We start from the raw sequence: 23,666 nt of genomic DNA on the forward strand, positions 1-23,666 counted from the left end.
TGCTATTACTTTAGCAGGCGAAAGCGACATTTAAACGCAGGGGGATATTATAAAAATGAAAAGATACGACCTGATAACGCCGGAGGGAACCAGAGATCTGCTTTTCAGCGATTGTATTGCAAGGCGTGCAGTTGAAGAAAAGCTTGCCGGTATATTCAAAGGCTTCGGATACAGCGAGGTAGTCACTCCCGGAATAGAGTTTTTTGATCTGTTCAGCGGAAGCTCAAGAAATTTCCGGCAGGAAAATATGTACAAGCTTACCGATTCCAAGGGCAGGCTTATAGTTCTCAGACCTGATTCAACTATCCCGATCGCCAGACTTGCTTCTACAAGGCTGAAATATGCCAAGCTTCCGTTAAGACTGTATTACAATCAGTCCGTCTATCAAAATAATTCGCTGCTTAAGGGTCATTCCGACGAAACCGTTCAGTCGGGGATAGAGCTTATAGGCGGCGTAAATACCAAGCGTGCGGACTATGAAGCGTTAAGCATGGCGGCGCAGTCGCTTTCGGAATTTGATAATGAAAATTTCCGTCTTGAAATAGGTCATATCGGTTATTTCAAGGAGCTTGTGGCAAAGCTTGACGTTGACGAGGGAGTTCAGGAGGAAATCAGGTTTTTAATTTCCGCTAAAAATTATCCTGCTCTTAACGATTTACTGGATAAAGTTGGAAGCAATCAGGTGACAAACGCTCTTAAGCAGCTTCCGAGGCTTTTCGGCGGCGTTGAAGTGTTTGAAAAGGCAGCCGAAATTTATACGGACGATAAAATTACGGGTATACTTTATAACCTGAAAGAGGTTTACAACCGTCTTTTGAATCTGGGCTATGAGGGCAGGATTTCCGTCGATCTGGGAATTGTAAGCCATACGGATTATTATACCGGCATTGTGTTCAAAGGCTATCTTTCAGAGGTAGGTCAGTCTGTGTTAAAGGGAGGAAGATATGACAAGCTGCTGGGAGAATTCGGGAACGATTGTCCCGCGGTAGGCTTTGGAATAAACGTTGACGATGTAGCAAGGCATATTGAAAAAATCGGAGGAGCGCCAAGGCTTAAAACGGCGGACGCTGTGGTTTACGGTGAAAAGGGCTATGTGGTCGAAGCTGTGGCTTACGCGCAGAAGCTTGTGAGAGAGGGCTTGACCGTGGAAAATTCCTTGTTTAACACCGCGGAGGAATCCGAGGAATACGCAAGAACAAAGGGCATAAAGAAGCTTATTATTGTCGGCGAGGACGTTAAAGAGCTTGAACTGTAAGAGCACAGGAGGAATCAGAAAATGAATAAACCGCTTAGAATTGCTCTTACAAAGGGCAGACTTGAAAAGGATACGGTAGGACTTCTGGAGAAAATAGGCTATGACTGTACGGCAGTAAGAGAAAAGGGAAGAAAGCTTATTCTGCCTGTTCCCGACGGAAACCTTGAGGTGGTTCTGGCAAAAGCCAACGACGTTATTACATATGTCGAGCACGGAGTGTGCGATATCGGCGTTGTGGGCAAGGATACCATCATGGAAATGCAGGGTAAATTTTTTGAGCTTTGCGATCTCGGCTTCGGCAGATGCAGATTTGCGCTCGCTGCAAAGAAGGGCTCAAAGTTTTACGGAGGATATAACGTAAAAACCATTGCTACAAAATATCCGAACATCACCAGAAATTATTTCGAGAGCAAGGGAATGGACGTTGAAATCGTCAAGATAGAAGGCTCTGTAGAGCTTGCGCCGCTGCTGGAGCTTGCAGACGGGATAGTTGATATTGTAGAAACCGGCACGACTCTGAAAGAAAACGGACTTGAGGTTATTGAGGATATTGTTCCTGTATCGGCAAGGCTTATTGTTAATATGGTAAGTATGAAACTCAGGCAGCAGGAAATCGAGAGCTTTGTGGAGCTTGTTGAAAAAGCTTTGTAACGGAGACAGGAATATGGAGTATATAGTTGCAGGAATCATTGTCGGAGCCTTTATCGGAGTTTCGTTTTACATCGCAAAAAAAGACGTAAAAAAAGATGCCGAAAGAGCAGCCTCTATGACTGACTATCAGAAGCAGACTCTTATCGAAACGCCTGATGTTCCTGCTCAGGGTCTGCTCAATGCCGCCGTGACACAGGGTATTATTTATGAGGTCAAGAGAAAAGGCACATCAGACGTTTCGCTGATTGTTATGTTTTATAACAGATATTATCCAAACTTAAAAAATCAATTTCAGCACGCTGACATATGCATGAAAGCAGAAGAATTTGGCGCGCATTGTCTTAAAGAAGGAGATTATGTCAAGCTTTTACTTAACGAACATAAATCACCAAAGCTTGTCTTTTAATTTAAACGGGAGGTCTGTAAAATGGCAGTTTTAAAGAAAATTTTCGCTAACGGAGTTGACGAGGCTGAATTTTTCAGGCAGGTCGAGCGGCGCAGCGGCGAAACAGATAAAAAGGTAACGGCGGTTGTTTCAGAGATAATAGAAAATGTACGCGGTAACGGCGACAGTGCGGTCAAGGCGTATACCGAAAAATTTGACGGAAAGCTGCCTGAATATTACGAGGTGCCGAGAGATGTTATCAACGACGCTATGACGGAAGCAGATCCTGAATTTGTTGACGCTTTGCTCAATGCGGTAGAAAATATTTCAGACTTCCATAACCGTCAGAAATCTCAGTCCTTTGTCAATCCCAAGGAAAACGGCGTGATTCTCGGTCAGAGAGTAAGGGGCCTGGAGAGAGTGGGCCTTTATGTTCCGGGCGGTACGGCCGCTTATCCTTCGTCGGTCCTGATGAATGCTATCCCCGCCAAAATTGCAGGCGTCAAGGAAATTATTATGGTAACTCCTCCGCTCAGGGACGGAACTCCAAACAAGGATATTCTTGTTGCGGCGGCTGTCTGCGGAGTTGACAGAGTGTTTATGTCGGGAGGAGCGCAGGCTATTGCCGCGCTTGCTTACGGCACTGAGGAAATTCCAAAGGTAGATAAGATCGTAGGGCCGGGAAATATTTATGTAGCTACCGCAAAGAAGCTCCTTTACGGCGTGGTTGATATTGATATGATCGCAGGACCGAGCGAAATTCTTGTTATGGCTGACAACAAGGCAAATCCTAAATATATAGCCGCAGACCTCATGTCACAGGCTGAGCATGACAAGCTTGCTTCTGCAATTCTGGTGACTACCAGCGAATCTGTGGCTGATTCTACTATCGCGGAAATCGAAAGGCAGATGAAAGACCTTTTGAGGAAGGAAATCATTGAAGCGTCGCTTTCGGATTACGGCGCGATTATTATCTGCGATACTAAGGAGCAGGCCTGCGATATTGCAAACCGTCTTGCACCCGAGCACCTGGAGGTTCTGTTTGAAAATCCCATGGAGTATCTGGGCAGGCTCGACAATGCCGGTTCGGTTTTCCTGGGTCAGTATGCTCCCGAACCGCTGGGGGATTACTATGCAGGTCCCAACCATGTTCTTCCCACAAGCGGAACGGCGAGGTTTTTCTCGCCTCTCGGCGTCAACAGCTTTGAAAAACGTTCAAGCTTTATTTACTATACTGAGGAGGCGCTCAGTGAGGCTAAGGACGATATTGTGCTTATTGCCGAAAAAGAGGGTCTGACCGCTCACGCAAACGCTGTTAAGGTGAGATTCTGACTGTATTTCTTTTATAGGAGAGAAAAATGAACAGAATATATGACATTGCATTGAGACTGCAAAAGTATCCGCAGGTTTCATACGATGATGGCAGTGATACTTTAGTTTATGAAAAGCCCATATATCGGATAACCTATACGGAACAGCTAATAACTATATATTACGGTTCAAAGATATATGAACATATTGTTTCGGAATTCGACGAGGGTTATTCCTTTTTCAGATGGCTTGCCAAGGGGAAAATATCATTGGATAAAATGCCGGATGGTTTTTTTCTGAAAATATCGGACTACAACAGGCTGTGCGAAAGGAAGCTGCGTGTAAAGCGTGTGGGAATAGTCGGCAGGATAATAGGTACGCTTTTAGCGATTCCGCTGATAGTGTTTCATGCACTTTTGCTTTACTGTTTTCCTGCTTATGCAAGCATGAATAAAATCGATATACTTGACATTGCACAGATTATCTTATGTATTGTGTCCATAGCGATAGGCGTTTTACTCATTGTTCATGTGTACAGAAAGCACCCAATGCGATGGCGTGATATCTTGATGATTGTTTTTGGCGCGGCTTTTGCGTGTTTCACCACATTGCTTTCGGCCGGGGTGTTTGTCAGCCGTAATGACGAGCCTGTTATACCGCTATATGGCGCAATTGCGCTAATGGTGGTTTTTCTGCCGTTTCAGGCGGCAGGCGCTTGGCTTGTAGTGAGAGGCTTTGTGGGCAGCAAGAAAAATTCAGATTTGATAATAAGGCGAACCCCGCAGTTTCCGCCGATTGAACAGGCAAAGGCTTTGTTTGAGCGGATTCTCGCAAATTCGCCCATGGTTTTGATTTTAACGCCCGATTATGAGCGGACTGAGCCGCTTAGTGTTTACGAGAGCAAGATAGGCGGCGAGCTGTATTTTGACCGGCGGACAAAATATCCGTGTGCCACATATGACCATAAAGGCGATATTAAACTTTATCCGATTTTGCAGCTGAATTTGGCTGATTTGCCTAAAAACGATGAATTGCCGCTGCCAAGGGAGGGAATATTGCAGCTTTTTGTTTCCGGGTGGTACGATGAATATAATGCGCTTGTGTACTACAACACACCTGATGCTCCGATAAAAATGCCATATAGCTTTGATGACGCTTTTTACGAAGAATTATATGTTTATGCATGGGGCGAGATTCCGATAAAAATGTATATGGAAAAGACGGTGTTTTATGATCATAATGAAGCAAGTGACCTCATGAATCAGGCGGCGAATGAGCTTGGGATAACCTTATCCGAGGATTTGTTATTCAGTGAATTAGCAGAATTTGTTGGGTGCAGTCGTTCCGGCGATTTATGGATTGGCGTAATCAGCAGTGAGAACGGCGATTTGGCAATAACGCTTATTTCAGACAGTGACAGCTATGGTGAAAGAGGCGTTGAAACAGGCGAAGATGGAGAGATTACATGGAATATAAGTGCGGACGCATTAAATCACGCACTTGAAAGAAAATGAAAGCAGGAAACAGGCTAAGCTTATTGCAGAAAAAGAGGGTCTGACCGCTCACGCAAACGCTGTTAAGGCGAGATTTTAGGAGGTCTATATGTATACAGCTTATTTAGATAATCTTCCTGAGGTGAAGAATAAATTCAATGTAGAGCTTGACGAGAATGAGAGAGTTGTTTTTACTGCAAAGCTGCCGCTTTTCGGCACTGCTCCCGGCAGAATGCTTGGAGGCGATAATTCAAGGCTTACAATGACAAACAAAAGAATTATCGCAAACAACGGCGTCGGAGTGTGGACTGTAGATATTGCCGATGATATTGTAAGCTATGAGGAAATCAACAAGGGGGTTCTGATTTTCAAGGAGCATTATCATGTGATTATGATTAACAAAACTATTTCATTCGGCGAAAATCTTTCCGAAACTATGGACGGATTTAGATTTTATTTTAAGAAGAATGACGGAAAAGCTTTTTCGGAAATTATGAACAATCTGCTGAGCTTTCAGTGATATGCAGTACAAAGATAATTAAACAACAGGTGATAAAAAATGAGAACTGCTGAAATTAAAAGAAAAACCAAGGAAACCGACATTGAGGTTTTTGTGAACCTCGACGGCGAGGGTAAGGTAAGCGTTGATACGGGAATAGGCTTTTTTGACCATATGCTTACCTCTTTCGGCGTGCACAGCGGAATAGATTTGCAGGTTACCTGCACAGGAGATCTGCACGTTGACGGACATCATACGGTTGAGGACGTTGGAATATGCATAGGAACGGCGTTTGCAAAGGCGCTTGGCGACAAGGGAGGAATCATGCGCTACGGCTCCGCCTTTATTCCTATGGACGAAGCGTTGGCTTTTTGCGCGCTTGATATAAGCGGCAGGTCGTTTCTTGCATTTGACGCGGAATTCCATGACGAAAGGATCGGCAGCTACGACACCTGCCTTACAGAGGAATTTTTCAGAGCTTTCGCCTTTAATTCCGGAATTACTTTGCACATCAGGAAGGAATACGGTAAAAACGATCATCATATTGCCGAGGCGATATACAAGGCGGCTGCTCACGCTTTAAAAGACGCAATGAGATCAAGCGGAGGCGGAGTATTATCGACAAAGGGAGTGCTTTAAATGATAGCGGTAATCGACTACGGTGCGGGAAATATTTTTTCAGTAAAGAATGCTCTTGACTACTTGGGATATGAAAACAAACTTACAAACAGAAAAGAAGATCTGGAGAGGGCAGACTCAATAATTCTGCCCGGAGTAGGCGCTTTTCCGTGGGCAATGAATATGCTCAGTCTGAGCGGACTTATCGGTACTATCAGAGAACAGTCGCAGGTCAAGCCTTTTCTGGGAATATGTCTTGGTATGCAGCTGCTGTTCGAAGAAAGCTATGAATTTGGAGAATGCGGAGGTCTGGGGCTTATTCCCGGATATGTTGACAGGATCAATGAACCGGATCTGGTCATTCCCCATATGGGCTGGAACAGACTGGCGTATAATCACAGCTGTCCGCTGTTCAAAGGACTGACCGACGATGAATATGTTTATTTTGTCCATTCATATAAGGCTTTCTGCGATGACAAAAATCTTTATGCCTACTGTGAATACGGAGGAAGAGTTCCCGCTATTGTTTCTGACGGAAAATATATTTTCGGCGCTCAGTTCCACCCCGAAAAAAGCGGAAAAACCGGTCTTAAATTGCTTGATAACTTTGTTAGGTTTACAGAGGAGGTAAGGTGATATGCTCGCGAAAAGAATTATTCCCTGCCTTGACGTCCGCGACGGCAGAGTTGTAAAGGGCGTTAATTTTGAAGGAATAAAAGAAGTGGGAGATCCTGTCGAATGTGCCTGCGAGTATAATCGGCAGGGAGCAGACGAAATAGTATTCTATGACATCACAGCTTCCCATGAGGGCAGGGGAGTTATGCTGGACGTTGTCCGAGAAACCGCGAAAAAAGTATTTGTTCCTCTGACCGTCGGCGGCGGTATCAGGACGGTTGACGATATAAGAGATACGCTTCGCGCAGGCGCGGATAAGGTATCCGTAAATTCACAGGCAGTTCAGAATCCTCAGCTTATCAAGGATGGGGCGGATATTTTCGGATGTCAGTGCATATGCGTGGGGATCGACGCTAAAAAGGTGTCCGACAATAAATGGACGGTCTTTATAAACGGCGGAAGAGTCGATATGCACATAGATCTTATTGATTGGGTAAAAAAATGCGAACAGCTTGGCGCGGGGGAGATATGTCTTAATTCCATCGACACCGACGGAGTCAGAGAAGGCTTTGATCTTCCGATGCTCAAAGCGGTATGCTCGGCAGTAAAAATTCCTGTTATCGCAAGCGGCGGTGCAGGAAAGCTTGGCGATTTCGCTGAAGCGTTTATTGAAACAGGTTGTTCAGCAGCGCTTGCGGCAAGCCTTTTTCACTTTAAGGAGCTGACGGTTCAGGAGGTTAAGGAGGACTGTAAGTCAAAGGGGATTTTGGTGAGATAAAATGCTGAAAAAATATATGCGGATCCAAGGCAGGGAAACAGCCTGGAAAACCGGAAAGCCCGTTGGGATATTCATACTTAACTGGCGTAAAATCCGTGACGGATTATACAGCGAAGATGACGCAAAGCTTTATGATGAAACACACAAATGGTTTTTAGAGCATTTGCCGCAGCCTCCTTTTTATGGTGATAACAACGATAATCCTCAGGGAGCAATAACGTATTTCAAAACCGAAAAGTATGAGGATATGAAAGATAAAACGCAAATTCTTATGGATTTGCTTGATAAATATAAGATACCGTATGATATTGTTTTGACCGATTATGTTGGGAAAATTATTTACGAAGACGACTATCAGGTTGCGGTCATAGACGAGATGAATATGTGATAATAATGTGCTCCGTATCTTATAAGGAATAAATTGGTTGACAGGAGTGGTCTAATGAGTTTTATTAAGAAAAATTGGGCGGGAATAACGCTTTGTTTATGCATATCCGTTCCGGTCTGGTTTCTTGGAAGGCTTGTTCCCGTAGTCGGAGGGCCGGTTTTCGCCATCATAGCCGGTATGATATTAACGCTCTTTATCAAAGATAAAAGCAGCATTCAGTCAGGAATAACCTTTACATCAAAAAAAGTTCTGCAATACGCCGTTATACTTCTGGGCTTTGGTCTTAATCTCAGCACTATCCTTAGAATCGGAAAACAGTCTTTGCCTGTGATTGTATCTACTATAGCTACGTCGCTTATAGTCGCGTTTGCATTGCATAAGCTGATGAAGATCCCGTCGAAAATATCTACTCTTATAGGAGTAGGCTCAAGTATCTGCGGAGGTTCTGCAATAGCGGCGACCGCTCCGGTTATTGACGCCGACGATGAGGAGATAGCACAGTCGATTTCCGTAATATTTTTATTCAATGTTATAGCCGCTTTGATTTTCCCTACTCTCGGCGGAGCGCTGGGTCTGACGAATGAAGGCTTCGGGCTTTTCGCGGGAACAGCCGTAAACGACACCTCGTCCGTAACTGCCGCGGCGTCGGCATGGGACGGGATACATAACAGCAATACTCTGGATACCGCAACAATAGTCAAGCTTACAAGAACGCTGGCGATTATACCGATTACGCTTGTGCTTGCTTTTGTAAGAATGAGAAGCGAAAAAAATAAAGCGGCTGACGAATCCGGCAGAAAAGTAAGTCTGAAAAAGATATTCCCTATGTTCATTGTATACTTTGTGATTGCTTCTGTGATTACAACTGTTGTCATGTCGGCTTTTGAAGGAAATTCCGCTGCGCTTGATACGGCAAACAGCATATTCGGCTTTTTGAAGGACTTGAGCAAATTCTTTATCATAATGGCTATGTCTGCGATCGGAATTAATACGAATATCGTAAAGCTTGTGAAAACGGGCGGAAAGCCTATATTTATGGGCTTTTGCTGCTGGGTGGCCATAGCCGCTGCAAGTCTTGGAATGCAGCATATAATAGGCGTATGGTAAGCATACCGCTGTTTTGTTAAGGAGTAATTTATGGAAAGCATTAAAATCGACATTAACGACCTTGACAAATATTTTGTCAAGTGTGAATTAATACCGGCAATAGCCTTTGACGCTGACACAAAAACTGTACTTATGCTGGCTTATATGAATAAGGAAAGCCTGAAAAAAACCCTTGAAACGGGCTATACCTGGTACTGGAGCCGATCAAGGCAGGAGCTTTGGAACAAGGGAGCGACAAGCGGCCACCTGCAAAAGGTCGTTTCAATTTACGCTGATTGCGATAATGATACGCTGCTTTTGAATGTGAAGCAGACGGGTACTGCCTGTCATACAGGTTCATACAGCTGCTTTTTCAATGAGATTTATAATGAGGAGAATTAAAATGACGGTTTATCAGGAAATTTTTGAAGTAATAAAGGCTCGTAAGGAGGCTTTTGAAAACGGAACGGCACAGGAAAATTCCTATACCTGCTACCTGTTTGAAAAGGGAGTGGATAAAATCTGCAAAAAAGTTGGCGAGGAAGCTGCTGAAACAATTATTGCCGCCAAAAACGGCGATAACGACGAGCTTATGAATGAGATCAACGATCTGCTTTACCATGTAATGGTTCTCGCCGCAAATCAGGGACTGGACTGGTCTGACGTCGAAAGGGTCCTCGGCGAGCGAAACGAGAAGATAGGAAACCTTAAAACATTTCATGAGGTCGATAAGAACACCTGAAGATTTACGCCAGCCTGAACTGTGTTTCAGGCTTTTTCTTTTATTTTCATAAAAAATCCGTCACACAACAGGATAAAACTGAATATGATGTAGGGAAGTAAAAAACATATTACTTTAGGAAAAAGCTTCATTTTACATTACTATGTCAGGAGGATTTATTATGAGCGAATTAAAACAGAACGGCTGCTTTAAGGAAGCGGTGTGCATCGAGGCAATGAGGGTGTTTGATTCCTGCTCCTCTCAGGACTGCCTTGAGGATCTGGAGATAAGCTTCAGTTCCCAGTCCGATCAGGCGCGTATAAATTGCGCTAAATTCATCAAATGCAAATGCGTTGAGGTGATAAACACGACATTTCAGATTGATCCGGTGCCTTTCAACAAGGGCTTCTTTACAGTGGATCTGACCTATACTTTTAAGGTGGACTTTGAGGTGTATTCGGATCCGTCGCAGAATCCTTGCTTTGTCAGCGGCATAACCACTTTCAATAAGAAAGTCATTCTTTTCGGCAGCGACGGAAACACTAAGCATTTCAATTCAGACGAAGCTTCACAGCCTGTGATAAACGGCTGCTGCTACACCAATCTTCCGCGGGCGACAGTAAGCGTTGTAGATCCGATCTGTCTGGATACCAAGCTGATTAACAGATGCTCGCCATGCTCAACCTGTTCCTGCTCCTCAGCGTCTGACGACGCGGACAGCGCTTCAGCGCAGGGCTGTGGAAAGCAGGTGCTTGTGACAATAGGAATGTTTGCGATCGTACAGCTTCAAAGAGCCGTTCCTATACTTATTCCGGCTTATGACTACTGTGTTCCTCAGAAGGAATGTTCAACCAATACAGACAGTCCCTGCGAGCTTTTTGAGAAAATCAAATTCCCCACAAGCGAATTTTTCCCGAAGAGTCTTGAAAGCGACGAAATGCCCGGAGCATACTGCGGAAACTTTTCTACTGAAGCCAAAGAAGAAAACGAAGCTGAATCAAATCAGTCTTAACAGAATTTTCAGACGCATGATTAATTTCATGCGTTTTTTTCTTAGCTTTGCCTGATATCTGCCGCGGCGCTGTACAAAAACCGTAAAAAGCGCTGCTGTTTTTATTGACTAAACGTGAGAATAATGATATAATAAGCATATTGGAATGTATATTGCAATAAAACGGAGGATTACGGAAATGAAGGTTACGCTGATAACGCATACTCCCGATCCTGAGAAGATCATTGCTACCGCGGCAAAGCTCTGCTACGCCAACAGCGATATAGATACTCTTATGGACGGGCTTACAGACGATAAAATACATAGCTTTATAGAAATGCTGGCTTCACTCGGACACGAAAGCCCTATTGAGCACATCTCCTTTACTTTTGGTATAGAAGGAGTTTCACGTTCATTTCTTGCAGAGATGACAAGGCACAGAATAGCTTCATTTTCCGTACAGAGTCAGAGATATGTGGAAGTGACTAATTTTCAGTTTGTTACTCCTCCGGAAATCAGTTCAGATGAAACCGCTTTGAAAATTTTCAATCAGCAGATGGATTCGGCGATAGACAGCTATAATAAGCTTGCGGATATTCTCAAGAAAAAGCATTTTGAAACCTTTATATCCGAAGGCTGCGATGAGAAAACGGCTAAGCATAAGGCTCAGAAAAAGGCAATTGAGGACGCCAGATTTGTTCTTCCCAACGCGGCGAATACAAAAATGGTAGTAACAATGAACGCGCGCAGCCTATATAATTTCTTTAAGCAGAGATGCTGCAACCGGGCGCAGTGGGAGATCAGAAGCGTAGCCGCTGAAATGCTCAGACTGTGCTGTCAGGTCGCTCCGACATTATTTAAAAATGCCGGCCCTGCCTGCGTAAAAGACGGAAAATGCTGTGAAGGTAAAATGACCTGCGGAAAAATCAATGAAGTCCGCAGGTATTACGAGGAACTGAAAAATGCAGAATAATAAGCGGCTTATAGTATTGGAAGGCTTGGACGGCAGCGGCAAGACCACTCAGTTCAGGCTTATTACGGAATATTTTAAGTCAAAGGGTGTTAAAATAAAACCGATCAGCTTTCCGGATTATGATCAGCCGTCGTCGGCGCTGGTCAAAATGTACCTGAACGGCGAATTCGGTACGGACGCGCAAAGCGTAAACGCATATGCAGCGTCAAGCTTTTACGCCGTAGACAGATACGCCAGCTATAAAAGCTTCTGGGAAAAGGACTATAACGACGGCGTCTGTATTTTAGCCGCCAGATATACAACTTCAAACTGCATTTATCAGATGGTAAAGCTTGAACGAAACTGCTGGAAGGAATATATTGACTGGCTCTGCGAGTATGAGTACGGCAGGCTTGAGCTTCCTGAGCCGGATATGGTTATTTTTCTGGATATGAATGTTGAAATCTCTCAAAGGCTTATGACGGAAAGGTACAGCGGCGACGAGCATAAAAAAGATATACATGAGGCGGACGTCGGTTTTTTGAAAAAGTGCAGAGAAGCGGCGCTTTATTCCGCGGACAGGCTCGGGTGGAAGATAGTTAAATGCAGCGACGGAGATAAGCCGCTGACTGTAAATGAAATAACTGAAAGAATACTTGAGCTGTTAAGTACATTATCCGTAAAGGGCTGAAATAAAGCCCTTTATTGAAAGAAAAGTGAAAATTTATGTTTGATTTCAGAGAAATACAGTTATCAGACCGGGATTGGATCAACGGCTGTCTTAAAATTTCAGATTTCAGGGGCTGTGAATACTCCTTTGCCAACAATCTTGCATGGAGAAGACTCAGCAATACGCTTATAGCTTCATATAAGGATTTTTATATAAGCTGCTCCTTTGACGGCAAACAGCCTGTTATAACTTTTCCGACAGGAGTTGGATGCGACGGGGCCGGCATAGAAAAGTACCTTGATTTGTTTTCCAAGCTGAAGCGTTTTGTTGAATCTCAGGGCTATTCTTTTAAGATCAGCTCGGTAAACAGTCAGAATCTTGAATGGATGAATGAATACTATAAAGATAAAATAAGCGTTGAGGCAAACCGCGACAGCTTTGACTATATATACAACGCTCAGGATCTGATAGAGCTTAAAGGGAAAAAATATCATGGCAAAAGAAACCATATAAAACGTTTTAAGGACAACGAGTGGAGCTTTGAGCCTTTGACATCTGATAATTTTGATGAATGTACCGCCTTTGCTGCGCAAACATATAATGTAAACAAAGGCTATGACGATTTTTCAGCTGTCGTTGAACAATACGCCATCCATACGTTTTTCAGCAGCTTTGATTATCTCGGGCTTAAAGGCGGATTGCTCAGGTCAAACGGTAAAACGGTAGGTTTTACGATCGGGGAACAGCTTAATTCTGATACCTTTGTGGTTCATATAGAAAAAGCCTTGAGCGAGGTTCAGGGCGCGTATCCTGCAATATGCAATGAATTTGCGTGCAGATATGCCGGCAATTTCAAATATATCAACAGGGAAGAGGATCTGGGAATAGAAGGGCTCAGAAAATCCAAGCTTTCCTATCATCCCGCTTTTCTCCATGAAAAGTATACGGTTACTTTCCGTTAGAGGTTTTGGTTTGAAAAGCTATATTGTCAGAATAAATTTCAGCAGATCTATATTTCTTTTGGAAGGAAGTTTTATCATGGTATATGTCTTTTTGGCTGACGGATTTGAAGAGCTTGAAGCAATCGCTCCTATAGATATTTTAAGACGCGCAGGCGCCGAGGTTAAAACTGTCGGCATAGGTTCTAGGGAAGTAACTGCGGCTCACGGAGTAAAATTTATTGCAGATATAACAGTAAAGGAAATCAAGCTTAATAACGAGCTTGAAATGATCGTTCTCCCAGGCGGTATGCCGGGAGCGGATAACCTTGAAAACTGTCCGGAGGTTCAGGCGGCTATAGATTATTGCTCGGAATCAGACAAGCTCATAGGAGCAATATGCGCCGCGCCGAAAATACTTGGTCATAAAGGGCTTTTAAACGGAAGATACGCTACTTGTTTTCCCGGCTTTGAAAGTCAGCTTGCCGACGCGAAGGTAACTTCGCAGCTTGTAACCGTCGACGGAACGTATATTACCGCCAAAGGCGCTGGAGCGGCCATTGCTTTCGCATTGAAGCTTGTCGAGGCAATGTTTTCTAAAGCAAAAGCTGAACAGCTAGAGGCTACATTACAATGCAGATAATGGATTTGGCCGATAAAAGCGCATTACGCGTTTATTTTAAAAATATCCGGGGCAAAATGACCCATGCTGAAAAGAATTCAAAGGACAGCAGGATATTCAGCAAGCTTGTTGGCATACCTGAATTTGCTTCGGCTGGCGATATTTTAACTTATGTATCGTCAGACATTGAAGTTGATACGGAAAAAATAATAAGCTATTCTTTTGATCAAGGAAAGTCAGTGTATGCACCCAGATGCGTCAGAAACACTAATATCATGCGGTTTTATAGAATAACGGGATTTGACGATCTTGAAGCAGGATATTTCGGAATACGCGAGCCTAAAAAACACTGTGAGGAATTAAAAGAATCGCAAAGTCAGATATGTCTTGTACCGGCGCTTTCATATGACGCGAAAGGCTATAGGCTCGGATTCGGAAAAGGCTTTTATGATCGTTTTTTGCCGCAGTTCCGGGGTATCTCCATAGGGCTCTGCTATGATAGCTGCATTAGTGACCAATTGCCGGGGCTAGCTCATGATATGCCGGTGAGTATTCTTGTAACGGAAACAAAAATAATTAGATTTTCAAATTATGAGAGGACTGATAAGCAAAATGGATAAAAAAGATTTCAGCGTTGACGATATAATTAACGACGTCAATGCCAAAAAGCTTGAAAAGGCGTCTGCCGATGAGCTGAAAAAAAATGGTATTTCTGCTGAAGATAAGGATTCAGATAGGCAAGACGCGCTTATGGAGCCGGATATTGATGAAAACGCGTCGTCTGATGATCAGCAGGATGAAAGCATTAATGAAATTTCCGAAAGCGTTGATCTGAACGAGAATACAGAATCATCTGAAAATCAGAACGATACTGTAAAACCTGAAATCAATACCGATACGCCTGAACAGCCGACTGAGGTTAAATCCGGAAAGCCTGTTGACGAAATTCCGAAAAGATCTGATAAGAAAAACGTACATAAAAAGAAAAAGAGAAAAAAGAAAAATCAGTTCAATACTTCTATATTCAGCGGCTTGATTATAGTCATAATAATTCTTACCGTTTCATTGGTTATAGCGATTGGCGGAATTTCCCTTGGCATGGAATATACGGGAATGGGCAAAAGCGAAAACGAAGTTACTTTCAACATACCTAAAAATTCAACTACTGACGATATAGCACAGATACTTGTCGATAATCAGATAATAAAAAATAAAACGCTTTTTAAAATAGCTATGAGGCTTAAAAGCTCGCCTACGATTTATCCCGGAGATATTACCTTGCATCCGTCTATGGGATATGCCGCCGTTATAGACGAGCTGGCGACAATGCGCGAATCGTATGAAACCGTGACCGTAACTTTCCAGGAAGGTCTGACTTTGCTTGACGCTGCAAATCTTCTTCAGGAAAACGGAGTATGCTCGGCTGATGATTTCCTTTTTGAATTCAATAAGAAACAGGATTTCAGCTTTGAGGATAAGATTACTGAGAATGAGGATGCTTTTTACAGAATGGAAGGCTTTTTCTTCCCTGATACTTATGAATTTTATGTGGGCGATTCCGCCTATAATGTTACGAGGATTATCAGAGAGCATTTCGAGGACAAGATCACAGATAAAATGTACGAACAGATGGAAGAGAAAAATCTTACTCTCAGCGAGGTAATGACTCTGGCTTCAATCATTCAGTGGGAAGCAAATTCAGCAGAGGATATGCCTAAGGTCGCTTCAGTTTTTCTGAACAGACTAGACGACAGCGACACATTTCCGTCACTTCAGTCTGACGCGACAAAGAATTACATAGAAAAGGTTATTGTTGTAAAGGCTGATAACGACGCTTCTATAGACCATTTCTCTGACAGCTACGACACATATGAATGTCAGGGACTTCCTGCGGGTCCCGTATGTAATCCGGGACTTGACGCTATAAACGCCGTACTCAATCCCGAGGATACCAACTACTATTACTTCTGCAACAACCTTGAAACCGGCGAAAGCTTCTTTGCGGAAACCTTGGAGGAACACGAGGAAAATCTTAAAAAAGCCGGACTGGCTTAATTAAAGCGAAAGGATTTGTTTTTTAATGTCTGATTCCGGATTGCTGGAAATACTTTCTCCTGTAGGCGATATGGAGAGGCTGTACGCCGCGCTGGATTTCGGAGCAGACGCCGTTTATCTGGGCGGAAAAATGTTCGGAATGAGAGCGGCTTCGGCAAACTTTGATTTTGAAACACTGAAAAAGGCTGCTGATGAGGTTCACAGCAGAGGGAAACGCATATATCTGACCTGTAATACCCTGCCTCATAATTATGAGATCGCTCACTTTGAAAGGTTTGCCAGAGAAGCGGCAGAGGCAGGGGTAGACGCATTGATAGCCAATGATATAGGAGTTTTCTCACTCATAAAAAAATACACTCCCGATATGGAAGTTCATGTTTCCACGCAAGCCGGTATTGTAAACTACGTTACTGCCAATGAATTTTACAATATGGGAGCGAAAAGGGTAGTGCTTGCCCGGGAGCTGTCGCTTGAAGAAATTGCGGAAATAAGAGCGAAAACTCCGAAAGCTTTAGAAATAGAAGTCTTTGTACACGGAGCGATGTGCGTAAGCTTTTCCGGAAGGTGCCTGCTTTCGCAATACCTCATAAACCGTGACGCGAACCGCGGCGAATGTGCTCAGCCGTGCCGGTGGGGGTATCATCTGATGGAGGAAAAACGTCCCAACGAATTTTATCCTGTATTTGAAGATGAAAAGGGCACATATATACTGAATGCCAAGGATCTTTGTATGATCGACCATATTGATAAGCTGGCTCAGGCAGGAGTAGACAGCTTTAAAATTGAGGGACGGGCCAAGTCGTCTTATTACGTTTCTGTTGTAACCAACGCTTACAGAATGGCAATGGATATTTACAAACAGAATCCTGCGAACTTCAGCCTTCCCCAATGGATCCATGACGAAGTTTTCAAGGTAAGCCACAGAGCTTACTGTACGGGCTTTTTCTTCGGGCACCCTAAAGACTGTCAGTATTATGAAAACAGCGGCTATATACGGGATTATGATGTTGTTGCAGTTATTGAGGAGTGCAGAAACGGCAGGATATATGCACAGCAAAGAAACAAATTCAACAAGGGCGATGTGCTTGAGATTTTATCTCCCGGCTGCAAACCGACAGAAATAAAAGCGGAAACCGTCTATAATGAGTATGACGAAGAAGTTGAAACTGCTAATCACGCTATGATGAAGCTTTCGATACCGTGTTCGATGGATTTTCCTAAGAATTCGATTATAAGAATGAAAAAATAACTGGCAGGCTTGACTTCACAGCTTAATTATTAAGAGCGAAAGCGCTTTTTGCTTTCGCTCTTTGTATTGCAAAACATAGCTATTATGATTAGCTGTTTTAAGCTTCAAATAATTTCTGAATAAAGTCAGATATGCTTGAAATTTAATGTATTGTGTGGTATAATAAAAATATTTAGATTGTAATTAAAGGTGGAACATAAAATGCCGATAAAAATACCGGATAATCTTCCGGCTTTTTCTACGCTGGAAGCTGAAAGAATATTTGTAATACCTAACGACCGCGCTGACCATCAGGATATACGCGCGCTGAAGATCGCTATCGTAAATCTTATGCCTGATAAAATCGTTACTGAAACACAGCTGCTGAGGCTTTTAAGCAATACTCCGCTTCATGTGGACATTGATTTGGTGCAAATGAATCATATCTCAAAAAATACTCCGCAGGAGCATATGCTTGCGTTTTATAAATCCTTTGACGAGGTAAGAGATAACAGATACGACGGACTGATAATCACCGGAGCGCCTGTAGAACAGATGGAATACAATGATGTAGATTATTGGAACGAGCTTTGCGAGGTTTTTGAATGGTCTAAAACCAACGTATATTCTACAATTCATATCTGCTGGGGCGCTCAGGCGGCTCTTTATTATCATTACGGCATACCAAAGTATCCTCTCAGCTGTAAAATGTTCGGAAACTTCAAGCATCATATAGACTATCCCCAGAGTCTGCTGCTAAAAGGCTTTGGAGACGTATTTCATTGTCCTCACTCACGCCATACCGAAATAAGACGGGAAGATGTCGAAAAGGTATCCGATCTTGTTATTGTTGCCGAGTCTTACGAAGCGGGTATCCATGTTATTTCCGATAGATCCGAAAGACAGTTTTATCTTCTGGGGCATTGGGAATATGACCGCGACACTCTGGCAAAGGAATATTTCAGAGATGTTGAAAAGGGTGTTGATATAGAAATTCCTTATAATTATTTTCCTGACAATAATCCGGCTCTTACCCCTATATTCAATTGGAGCTGTTCCGCGAATTTGATGTATGCAAACTGGCTTAATTACTGCGTATATCAGAAAACTCCGTATAATTTGGAGGATCTGACTCCTATAAAAGATTAGAATAAAACCGCGCGAAGCTGTTATTGTGCTTCACGCGGTTTTATTTTTTATATCAATTCAGTTTTCAGCCAGCATATCTGACATATCTAATGACTGTTATACGCAAACGAAAGCCACATCCGTTTTTCTGAAAAATTGTACGCAGATCAAAGCGACGGATTCAAGCTTAAGGTTTATGTATCAGATTATGTCGTCCTCCTGATTAGGAATACTGAGCTGCTTTTTAGGAACACGCTTTATAGGATCGTATACCCATTTTTTGCAGTTGTAGTCAGCGTCAACAAGTCCCTGCTTTTCACAAAGAACCTTGTTGCCCTCCTTGGAACGGTTGCCGAAAAGACAGTATGAACAGGAAGGCTGAATTTCATTACCAAAATAGTTTTTCTTCTTAGCCATATATATGCAGCTCCTTTAAAGTAATTGTTTATTTACTTTTATATTATATCACAGTTCTTTTGAAAATGCTAGTCTTTTCTTAAAACTAATAGAAAAATCATCATTATTAAGCAAATTGACGGAACAAAATTGTTAAAATCGACGATTATTTGAGCGTTTTGCGAAAAAGCCGGAATGTATTGGAAACTAAACAGCTTGAATATTGCTGAACTTACAATATATTGAATTACAAAAAATATAGGTCTGGTAATAAAAAACTTTTTAAGCGAAAACATATTTGAATTAACGGCTGTGATTTGAAGCATAACGCATAGACCGCCGAAGCCGCACAGTGAGGTTATAAAGGGGAGAAATCTGTAGGGAGCTCCGGTAAGCCGGGTTATAGATGAAATTTCAAAAAAGCTCTTTATTGAAACTAAACCGTTATTTGACAGATTGAATTTACCGGCTATAAAATCAAACACTCTAAAGCTTTCCATAACGGACATAACAGTAGAAAACAGAACTATCAGAATGCACATTACAAAAAGCGATTTTCCCGCGTCTACAGCTGAATTTATAATGATTTCAGAATTAAGATTCAAATGTTCTCCGGTATTATCTCCGCTGATCCTGTAAATTCTGTTTAAAATTACAGCCATAAGTATATTGCAAATTAAAACTGAAACAAATATAAGCAGTCCGACCTTTTGGCTTCCGAATACCGATAAGCCTACCGCTCCGGTCAGAAACGCCGGACCTCCTGCATAACAGTAACAGCTCATGATCTCAGCGCTTTTGGCTGAAATTTTATTTTCACTGACCATTTGTGACAGCAGCTTTATTCCTATCGGATATCCGCAGACGTTGCCTAAAATAAATATGAAGAACAGATTATCAGGAAGTCTGAGCACATACTTGCTGATAAAATGAAAAGGCTTTGAAATATAATAGTAAAGCCCGCTTTTTATTATTATACCTGAAACAGCCATAAAAGCAAAAAGCGAAGGGATAATTATATTTATGCATCTGATTACCGAGTCAGTTATTCCCTCAGATACGGCTTTTGCATTGACGATTAAAGCTGTGCAGTAAAAAATTGCCGCGGCGCTTAGAAGATACGGTTTGGCGGTTTGGGATTTTAAAATCATAAGGCTTATTTCCTCCTTGCAATTCCTGTTTTCTTTTTCATTTAAGTATATGTCCGGGTATCGTACAATATAATTGTATAAAAAGAAAACGGAGTGATATTTGTGAAAAGAAAAGCGCCAAACATAAAATTTACAGGAAAAGCAAAGGAATTCATGTGCCTGAACTCATACATAAATATTCTCGATAATAAAAAGGTTATAATAGAAAACTGCAAGCAGATACTTGAATGTAACGAGGTGCTCGCGCGTGTGGCAACGGGAAGCTTTCAGGTTGAAATATGGGGCCGCGGACTTTCATTAAGCAATTACTGTACAGATTCAGTAGAGGTGACCGGAATTGTTGAATCGGTAGCGCTGACTTCCAGAAGGCTGAAGGAAAGGGAAGTTTAAAATACTTTAAACCTATACAATACCGAAAGGAGGCGTGCTCCCTCAGACGGAGCATGGTCATAATAATGAGCCTTGGAATCTTAAGCTATGAGATAATCGGAGACAGCTATGAAAGGCTGTATAAATATATCATGGAGGAAAACATCCCCTGCAAAAGCATTACCGAAATAAAAGGCGTGCTTTATCTTGAAACTTCCGTATGGTGCAAAAGCATTATGGAAGAAGAGCTTGATAAGCTTTCCTATGAATACAAAATTACAAGGCGGAAAGGCTTGTTTTTTGTTCTGAAAAAGCTTATAAGCAGAAAGGGGCTTGTGCTCGGAGGACTTACGGTTTTAGTTATCTCGTTTATAGCTTCCAATTTAATGCTTAATCTGGAGATTTTATGCGAGGACGAAGCTATAAAAAAAGACATTACCGCCGTTTTGCATGAAAACGGAATTACCGCCGGCTGCTTTATACCGTCTATAAACTGCACTGTGATCGAAAGAGAGCTGAAGCAGAAGGTAGACGGTATTTCATGGGCTGGAATAACCTGCGACGGATCTACCTTGATTATTGACGTTGTTGAGAATGTTGACAAGCCTGAAGCAAGAAAGATAAGAATGCCATGCAATCTGGTCGCAAAATATGACGCTGTGATCGATAAAATAGAGGTATACGACGGTCAGCTGGTAACGACAGTAGGAAGCGGAGTCAGAAAAGGCGATATACTTGTAAGCGGAACAGTTATAACGGAAAAAATTCACTACGAGGACGGAAAGGAAATAAAGAATGTATCACAGAAATACGCCAGATCGCTTGGGAAGATATACGGTACATTTTCAGTTACACAGACCTTTTGCCAGCCCTTTGAAGCCACTGAGGAAGTAATCGACGATACGGCGGTAAACAAAAATTATCTTAAAATATTTGACGCTGCTATTCCTCTTTTTATTTCCAAGGAGGAGGGAAGATACAGCGAAAGCTCAAGCAGCAATATGTTTTCAATATTCGGCTTTGAATTGCCGGTCGGTATAACTCATACACAGCTTTATAAAATTACCCGGCAGAACACAGTATATACCGAGGACGAAGCGCTTAAGCTTGCCTACGAGCAGGCGGAAAGGTATGAAAATAACTTTCTGAAGGAATATGAAATAAAGGATGTAAAAAGAAGCGAAAAGACCGATGAAAACGGCGTGGAGCTGACAGTTGAATACACTTTGTACGGGGACATAAGCCAGGAGGTTGAATTCTTCATAAATAAATAACGATATTATATTAAAAACATCTTTTAACTCATTGCATTTTAAACATAAATGTGATATACTAATTAGGGAATGAAATTATTGCTAAGGCTTTTATAAATGTCTACGGAAGGACCGAATTTTTTTAATGATAGATAAAACCATAAATGTTGACAGAATGGAAGTAGTTTTAAATCTGTTCGGAAACTATGATGAAAATATCAATCTTATCCAGCGGCAGTATAACGTGGTTATACTCAGCCGCGGAAGCGATATAAAAATTACCGGCGAGGAAGAAAATGTATATTCAGCCTCCAAAGCTATAGAAGCTCTTATAACTCTTGCCAACAATGGTGAAAATATTAATGAACAGAACATCAGATATGTCTTTTCTCTGGTTAAGGAAGGCGCTCAGAACGAGATTCAGAATCTGACAGACGACGGAATATGCGTCACCATGAACGGAAGGATAGTCAAGCCCAAAACGCTCGGACAGAAAAAATATGTTGACGCTATAAAAACTAAAACTATTGTGCTCGGAGTAGGTCCGGCAGGAACTGGAAAGACATATCTTGCCGTTGCAATGGCGGTAAAGGCCTTCAGAGCGCATGAAGTCAATAAAATAATCCTTACCAGACCTGCGGTTGAAGCCGGAGAAAAGCTGGGTTTTCTTCCGGGCGATCTTCAGAATAAAGTCGATCCCTATTTAAGACCGCTGTATGACGCTTTATTTGAAATGCTGGGACCCGAAACCTTTGCAAAACAGCAGGAGAGAGGATGTATCGAAGTGGCTCCGCTTGCATATATGAGAGGACGCACGCTTGACGATTCTTTTATTATCCTTGACGAGGCTCAGAATACCACTCCCGAGCAGATGAAAATGTTTCTCACCCGTCTTGGCTTTAACTCTAAAATTGTAATCACCGGCGACGTTACCCAGATAGATCTGCCCGATTCAAAACGTTCGGGACTTATTGAAGCGACGCGGGTTTTGAAATCTGTTGACGATATATCTATAAATCGTTTTACTGAAAAAGACGTGGTAAGGCATAAGCTTGTTCAGGACATTATAAAAGCCTATGAAAAATATTACGAGAGAGGAAATGCATTAAATCATGGGAAAGGTCAAAGTTTTAATAACAAATAATCAGAATGTTTTTAAAATTCCCGTCGGTATTCGCCTTTTGATCAGAAAATGCTGTCATGCCGTTCTTGTGAGCGAAGGAATGAACGAGGATTATGAAATAAGCGTTTCTTTCGTTGACGACGATGAAATACACCGTCTTAACAGAGATTTCAGAAATATCGACCGTTCAACGGACGTGCTTTCTTTTCCGCTAGGTAATGACGGGCTATACGACAAGGATAATGAAACAAACGCTTATCTGCTGGGCGATATAGTAATATCCGTTGAAACCGCTTATAAACAGGCTGAAATATACGGACATTCAATAGAACGTGAAATCGGTTTTCTTACGGTACATTCCATGCTTCATCTTCTGGGATACGATCATGAAGAAGGGGCGCTTCAGGAACGTTTGATGCGGGAAAAGGAAGAAAGTATTCTTTCGGTTCTGGGAATATCACGTGATCAGAGCTTTGTAGTAGACGAGCATGAATATAAAAAATAATTTAAAACGTTTTGCAAAAGGCTTTGTTTATGCTTTCAGCGGTATAATCGCTTCCGTAAAATCAGAGAGAAATCTCAGGTTTCATTTCTGCGCTGCTTTTTACGTTATATTGTTCATGAACTTCTATGAGTTTGAAAAATGCGAAAAAGCAGTGATTTTTCTTACTATCGGCTTAGTTATCGGCTTTGAGCTGTTAAATACGTCTGTCGAGCGCTGCGTGGATCTGCTTTCGCCCCAATATCACCCTCTTGCCAAAAAAGCTAAGGACGCCGCTGCCGGAGCCGTTTTATGTCTGACTTTATCTGCCGCTGCAATCGGAATAGTATTTTTCTGGGATTTAAAAGCTTTTGACAGGATATTCAGATTTTTTTCAGGTAATATTATAGCTTTGATCGGTTTGATAATTTCGGCTGTTATTTGGTTTGTATTTATTTTCTTAGTTAAAACCGATAAAAAGAATGTAAAAAAGATAAGGAAATAGAATT

29 protein-coding genes are annotated in these 23,666 nt (G+C 42.2%); 27 read left to right on the forward strand and 2 right to left on the reverse strand.

The features are described from left to right. Positions 1-55 precede the first annotated feature (55 nt). From hisZ to metA, 22 genes are all read left to right on the forward strand, one after another. Entirely contained in the window at positions 56-1,255 is a 1,200-nt protein-coding gene (gene hisZ, locus EIH25_RS03915; protein WP_124098760.1) for an ATP phosphoribosyltransferase regulatory subunit, read from the forward strand. 21 nt (positions 1,256-1,276) lie between these two features. Beyond that, a complete protein-coding gene (hisG, locus tag EIH25_RS03920; RefSeq protein WP_124098763.1) occupies positions 1,277-1,906 on the forward strand; it encodes an ATP phosphoribosyltransferase in 630 nt (209 codons plus the stop codon). 13 nt (positions 1,907-1,919) lie between these two features. Further along, entirely contained in the window at positions 1,920-2,312 is a 393-nt protein-coding gene (locus EIH25_RS03925; protein WP_124098765.1) for a hypothetical protein, read from the forward strand. Between the two features lie 21 nt (positions 2,313-2,333). After that, the gene (hisD, locus tag EIH25_RS03930; protein ID WP_124098767.1) at positions 2,334-3,623 is read left to right on the forward strand and encodes a histidinol dehydrogenase; all 1,290 of its coding nucleotides are present in this window, start codon (positions 2,334-2,336) and stop codon (positions 3,621-3,623) included. Between the two features lie 26 nt (positions 3,624-3,649). Beyond that, positions 3,650-5,116, forward strand: coding sequence for a DUF1963 domain-containing protein (locus EIH25_RS03935; protein WP_124098769.1), 1,467 nt, complete (start codon positions 3,650-3,652; stop codon positions 5,114-5,116). A gap of 88 nt (positions 5,117-5,204) precedes the next feature. Further along, positions 5,205-5,615 carry a hypothetical protein gene (locus EIH25_RS03940; RefSeq protein WP_124098771.1) on the forward strand — a complete coding sequence of 137 codons (411 nt, stop codon included), beginning with the start codon at positions 5,205-5,207 and terminating at the stop codon, positions 5,613-5,615. A 39-nt stretch (positions 5,616-5,654) separates the two neighbouring features. Beyond that, positions 5,655-6,233 carry an imidazoleglycerol-phosphate dehydratase HisB gene (gene hisB, locus EIH25_RS03945; protein WP_124098773.1) on the forward strand — a complete coding sequence of 193 codons (579 nt, stop codon included), beginning with the start codon at positions 5,655-5,657 and terminating at the stop codon, positions 6,231-6,233. Further along, complete coding sequence (hisH, locus tag EIH25_RS03950; RefSeq protein ID WP_124098775.1) at positions 6,234-6,848, forward strand: imidazole glycerol phosphate synthase subunit HisH; 615 nt, start codon at positions 6,234-6,236, stop codon at positions 6,846-6,848. Position 6,849: 1 nt separating this feature from the next. Then, positions 6,850-7,605, forward strand: a complete 756-nt coding sequence (gene hisF, locus EIH25_RS03955) for an imidazole glycerol phosphate synthase subunit HisF (protein WP_124098777.1) — start codon at positions 6,850-6,852, stop codon at positions 7,603-7,605. Position 7,606: 1 nt separating this feature from the next. Further along, positions 7,607-7,993 carry a hypothetical protein gene (locus EIH25_RS03960; RefSeq protein ID WP_124098779.1) on the forward strand — a complete coding sequence of 129 codons (387 nt, stop codon included), beginning with the start codon at positions 7,607-7,609 and terminating at the stop codon, positions 7,991-7,993. Positions 7,994-8,047: 54 nt separating this feature from the next. Continuing rightward, positions 8,048-9,100, forward strand: a complete 1,053-nt coding sequence (locus EIH25_RS03965) for a YeiH family protein (protein ID WP_124098781.1) — start codon at positions 8,048-8,050, stop codon at positions 9,098-9,100. Positions 9,101-9,130: 30 nt separating this feature from the next. Continuing rightward, positions 9,131-9,481: a phosphoribosyl-AMP cyclohydrolase gene (gene hisI, locus EIH25_RS03970; protein WP_124098782.1), complete on the forward strand. Its 351-nt coding sequence runs from the start codon at positions 9,131-9,133 to the stop codon at positions 9,479-9,481. Between the two features lies 1 nt (position 9,482). After that, positions 9,483-9,821, forward strand: coding sequence for a phosphoribosyl-ATP diphosphatase (hisE, locus tag EIH25_RS03975; RefSeq protein WP_124098784.1), 339 nt, complete (start codon positions 9,483-9,485; stop codon positions 9,819-9,821). 160 nt (positions 9,822-9,981) lie between these two features. Continuing rightward, the gene (locus tag EIH25_RS03980; protein ID WP_206425680.1) at positions 9,982-10,812 is read left to right on the forward strand and encodes a hypothetical protein; all 831 of its coding nucleotides are present in this window, start codon (positions 9,982-9,984) and stop codon (positions 10,810-10,812) included. 178 nt (positions 10,813-10,990) lie between these two features. Beyond that, a complete protein-coding gene (gene thyX, locus EIH25_RS03985) occupies positions 10,991-11,764 on the forward strand; it encodes an FAD-dependent thymidylate synthase (RefSeq protein ID WP_124098786.1) in 774 nt (257 codons plus the stop codon). After that, a complete protein-coding gene (locus EIH25_RS03990) occupies positions 11,754-12,434 on the forward strand; it encodes a thymidylate kinase (RefSeq protein ID WP_124098788.1) in 681 nt (226 codons plus the stop codon). The genes thyX and EIH25_RS03990 overlap by 11 nt, the downstream gene beginning before the upstream one ends. A 35-nt stretch (positions 12,435-12,469) precedes the next feature. Then, a complete protein-coding gene (locus EIH25_RS03995; protein WP_124098790.1) occupies positions 12,470-13,375 on the forward strand; it encodes a phosphatidylglycerol lysyltransferase domain-containing protein in 906 nt (301 codons plus the stop codon). Between the two features lie 76 nt (positions 13,376-13,451). Further along, positions 13,452-13,994, forward strand: coding sequence for a DJ-1 family glyoxalase III (locus tag EIH25_RS04000; protein ID WP_124098792.1), 543 nt, complete (start codon positions 13,452-13,454; stop codon positions 13,992-13,994). Beyond that, positions 13,994-14,593 (forward strand): 5-formyltetrahydrofolate cyclo-ligase, encoded by a 600-nt coding sequence (locus EIH25_RS04005; RefSeq protein ID WP_124099682.1) that lies wholly within the window; start codon positions 13,994-13,996, stop codon positions 14,591-14,593. Before EIH25_RS04000 ends, EIH25_RS04005 begins: the two co-directional genes overlap by 1 nt. Next, positions 14,586-16,028 carry an endolytic transglycosylase MltG gene (gene mltG, locus EIH25_RS04010; protein ID WP_243113081.1) on the forward strand — a complete coding sequence of 481 codons (1,443 nt, stop codon included), beginning with the start codon at positions 14,586-14,588 and terminating at the stop codon, positions 16,026-16,028. The genes EIH25_RS04005 and mltG overlap by 8 nt, the downstream gene beginning before the upstream one ends. A 25-nt stretch (positions 16,029-16,053) precedes the next feature. Next, the gene (locus EIH25_RS04015) at positions 16,054-17,277 is read left to right on the forward strand and encodes a U32 family peptidase (protein WP_206425681.1); all 1,224 of its coding nucleotides are present in this window, start codon (positions 16,054-16,056) and stop codon (positions 17,275-17,277) included. 201 nt (positions 17,278-17,478) lie between these two features. Continuing rightward, positions 17,479-18,405, forward strand: a complete 927-nt coding sequence (metA, locus tag EIH25_RS04020) for a homoserine O-succinyltransferase (RefSeq protein ID WP_124098796.1) — start codon at positions 17,479-17,481, stop codon at positions 18,403-18,405. A gap of 180 nt (positions 18,406-18,585) precedes the next feature. Here metA and EIH25_RS04025 read toward each other — a convergent pair whose 3' ends face one another. Further along, complete coding sequence (locus EIH25_RS04025) at positions 18,586-18,801, reverse strand: hypothetical protein (RefSeq protein WP_124098798.1); 216 nt, start codon at positions 18,799-18,801, stop codon at positions 18,586-18,588. 68 nt (positions 18,802-18,869) lie between these two features. Further along, positions 18,870-19,931: a nucleoside recognition protein gene (locus tag EIH25_RS04030; RefSeq protein ID WP_124098800.1), complete on the reverse strand. Its 1,062-nt coding sequence runs from the start codon at positions 19,929-19,931 to the stop codon at positions 18,870-18,872. A gap of 102 nt (positions 19,932-20,033) precedes the next feature. Here EIH25_RS04030 and EIH25_RS04035 point away from each other — a divergent pair, with 102 nt between their 5' ends. The 5 genes from EIH25_RS04035 (at position 20,034) to EIH25_RS04055 (ending at position 23,662) form a co-directional block, all read left to right on the forward strand. Beyond that, positions 20,034-20,321 (forward strand): YabP/YqfC family sporulation protein, encoded by a 288-nt coding sequence (locus EIH25_RS04035; RefSeq protein WP_243113082.1) that lies wholly within the window; start codon positions 20,034-20,036, stop codon positions 20,319-20,321. Positions 20,322-20,386: 65 nt separating this feature from the next. After that, positions 20,387-21,574, forward strand: coding sequence for a sporulation protein YqfD (locus EIH25_RS04040; protein WP_206425682.1), 1,188 nt, complete (start codon positions 20,387-20,389; stop codon positions 21,572-21,574). A 124-nt stretch (positions 21,575-21,698) separates the two neighbouring features. Beyond that, a complete protein-coding gene (locus tag EIH25_RS04045; RefSeq protein ID WP_124098804.1) occupies positions 21,699-22,697 on the forward strand; it encodes a PhoH family protein in 999 nt (332 codons plus the stop codon). Further along, positions 22,666-23,181, forward strand: a complete 516-nt coding sequence (gene ybeY / locus EIH25_RS04050) for an rRNA maturation RNase YbeY (protein ID WP_124098806.1) — start codon at positions 22,666-22,668, stop codon at positions 23,179-23,181. Before EIH25_RS04045 ends, ybeY begins: the two co-directional genes overlap by 32 nt. Beyond that, positions 23,165-23,662: a diacylglycerol kinase family protein gene (locus EIH25_RS04055; RefSeq protein ID WP_124098808.1), complete on the forward strand. Its 498-nt coding sequence runs from the start codon at positions 23,165-23,167 to the stop codon at positions 23,660-23,662. Before ybeY ends, EIH25_RS04055 begins: the two co-directional genes overlap by 17 nt. Positions 23,663-23,666 lie beyond the last annotated feature (4 nt).

The sequence above is a fragment of the Ruminococcus sp. Marseille-P6503 genome, assembly GCF_900604945.1.
Taxonomy (GTDB): domain Bacteria; phylum Bacillota; class Clostridia; order Oscillospirales; family Ruminococcaceae; genus FB2012.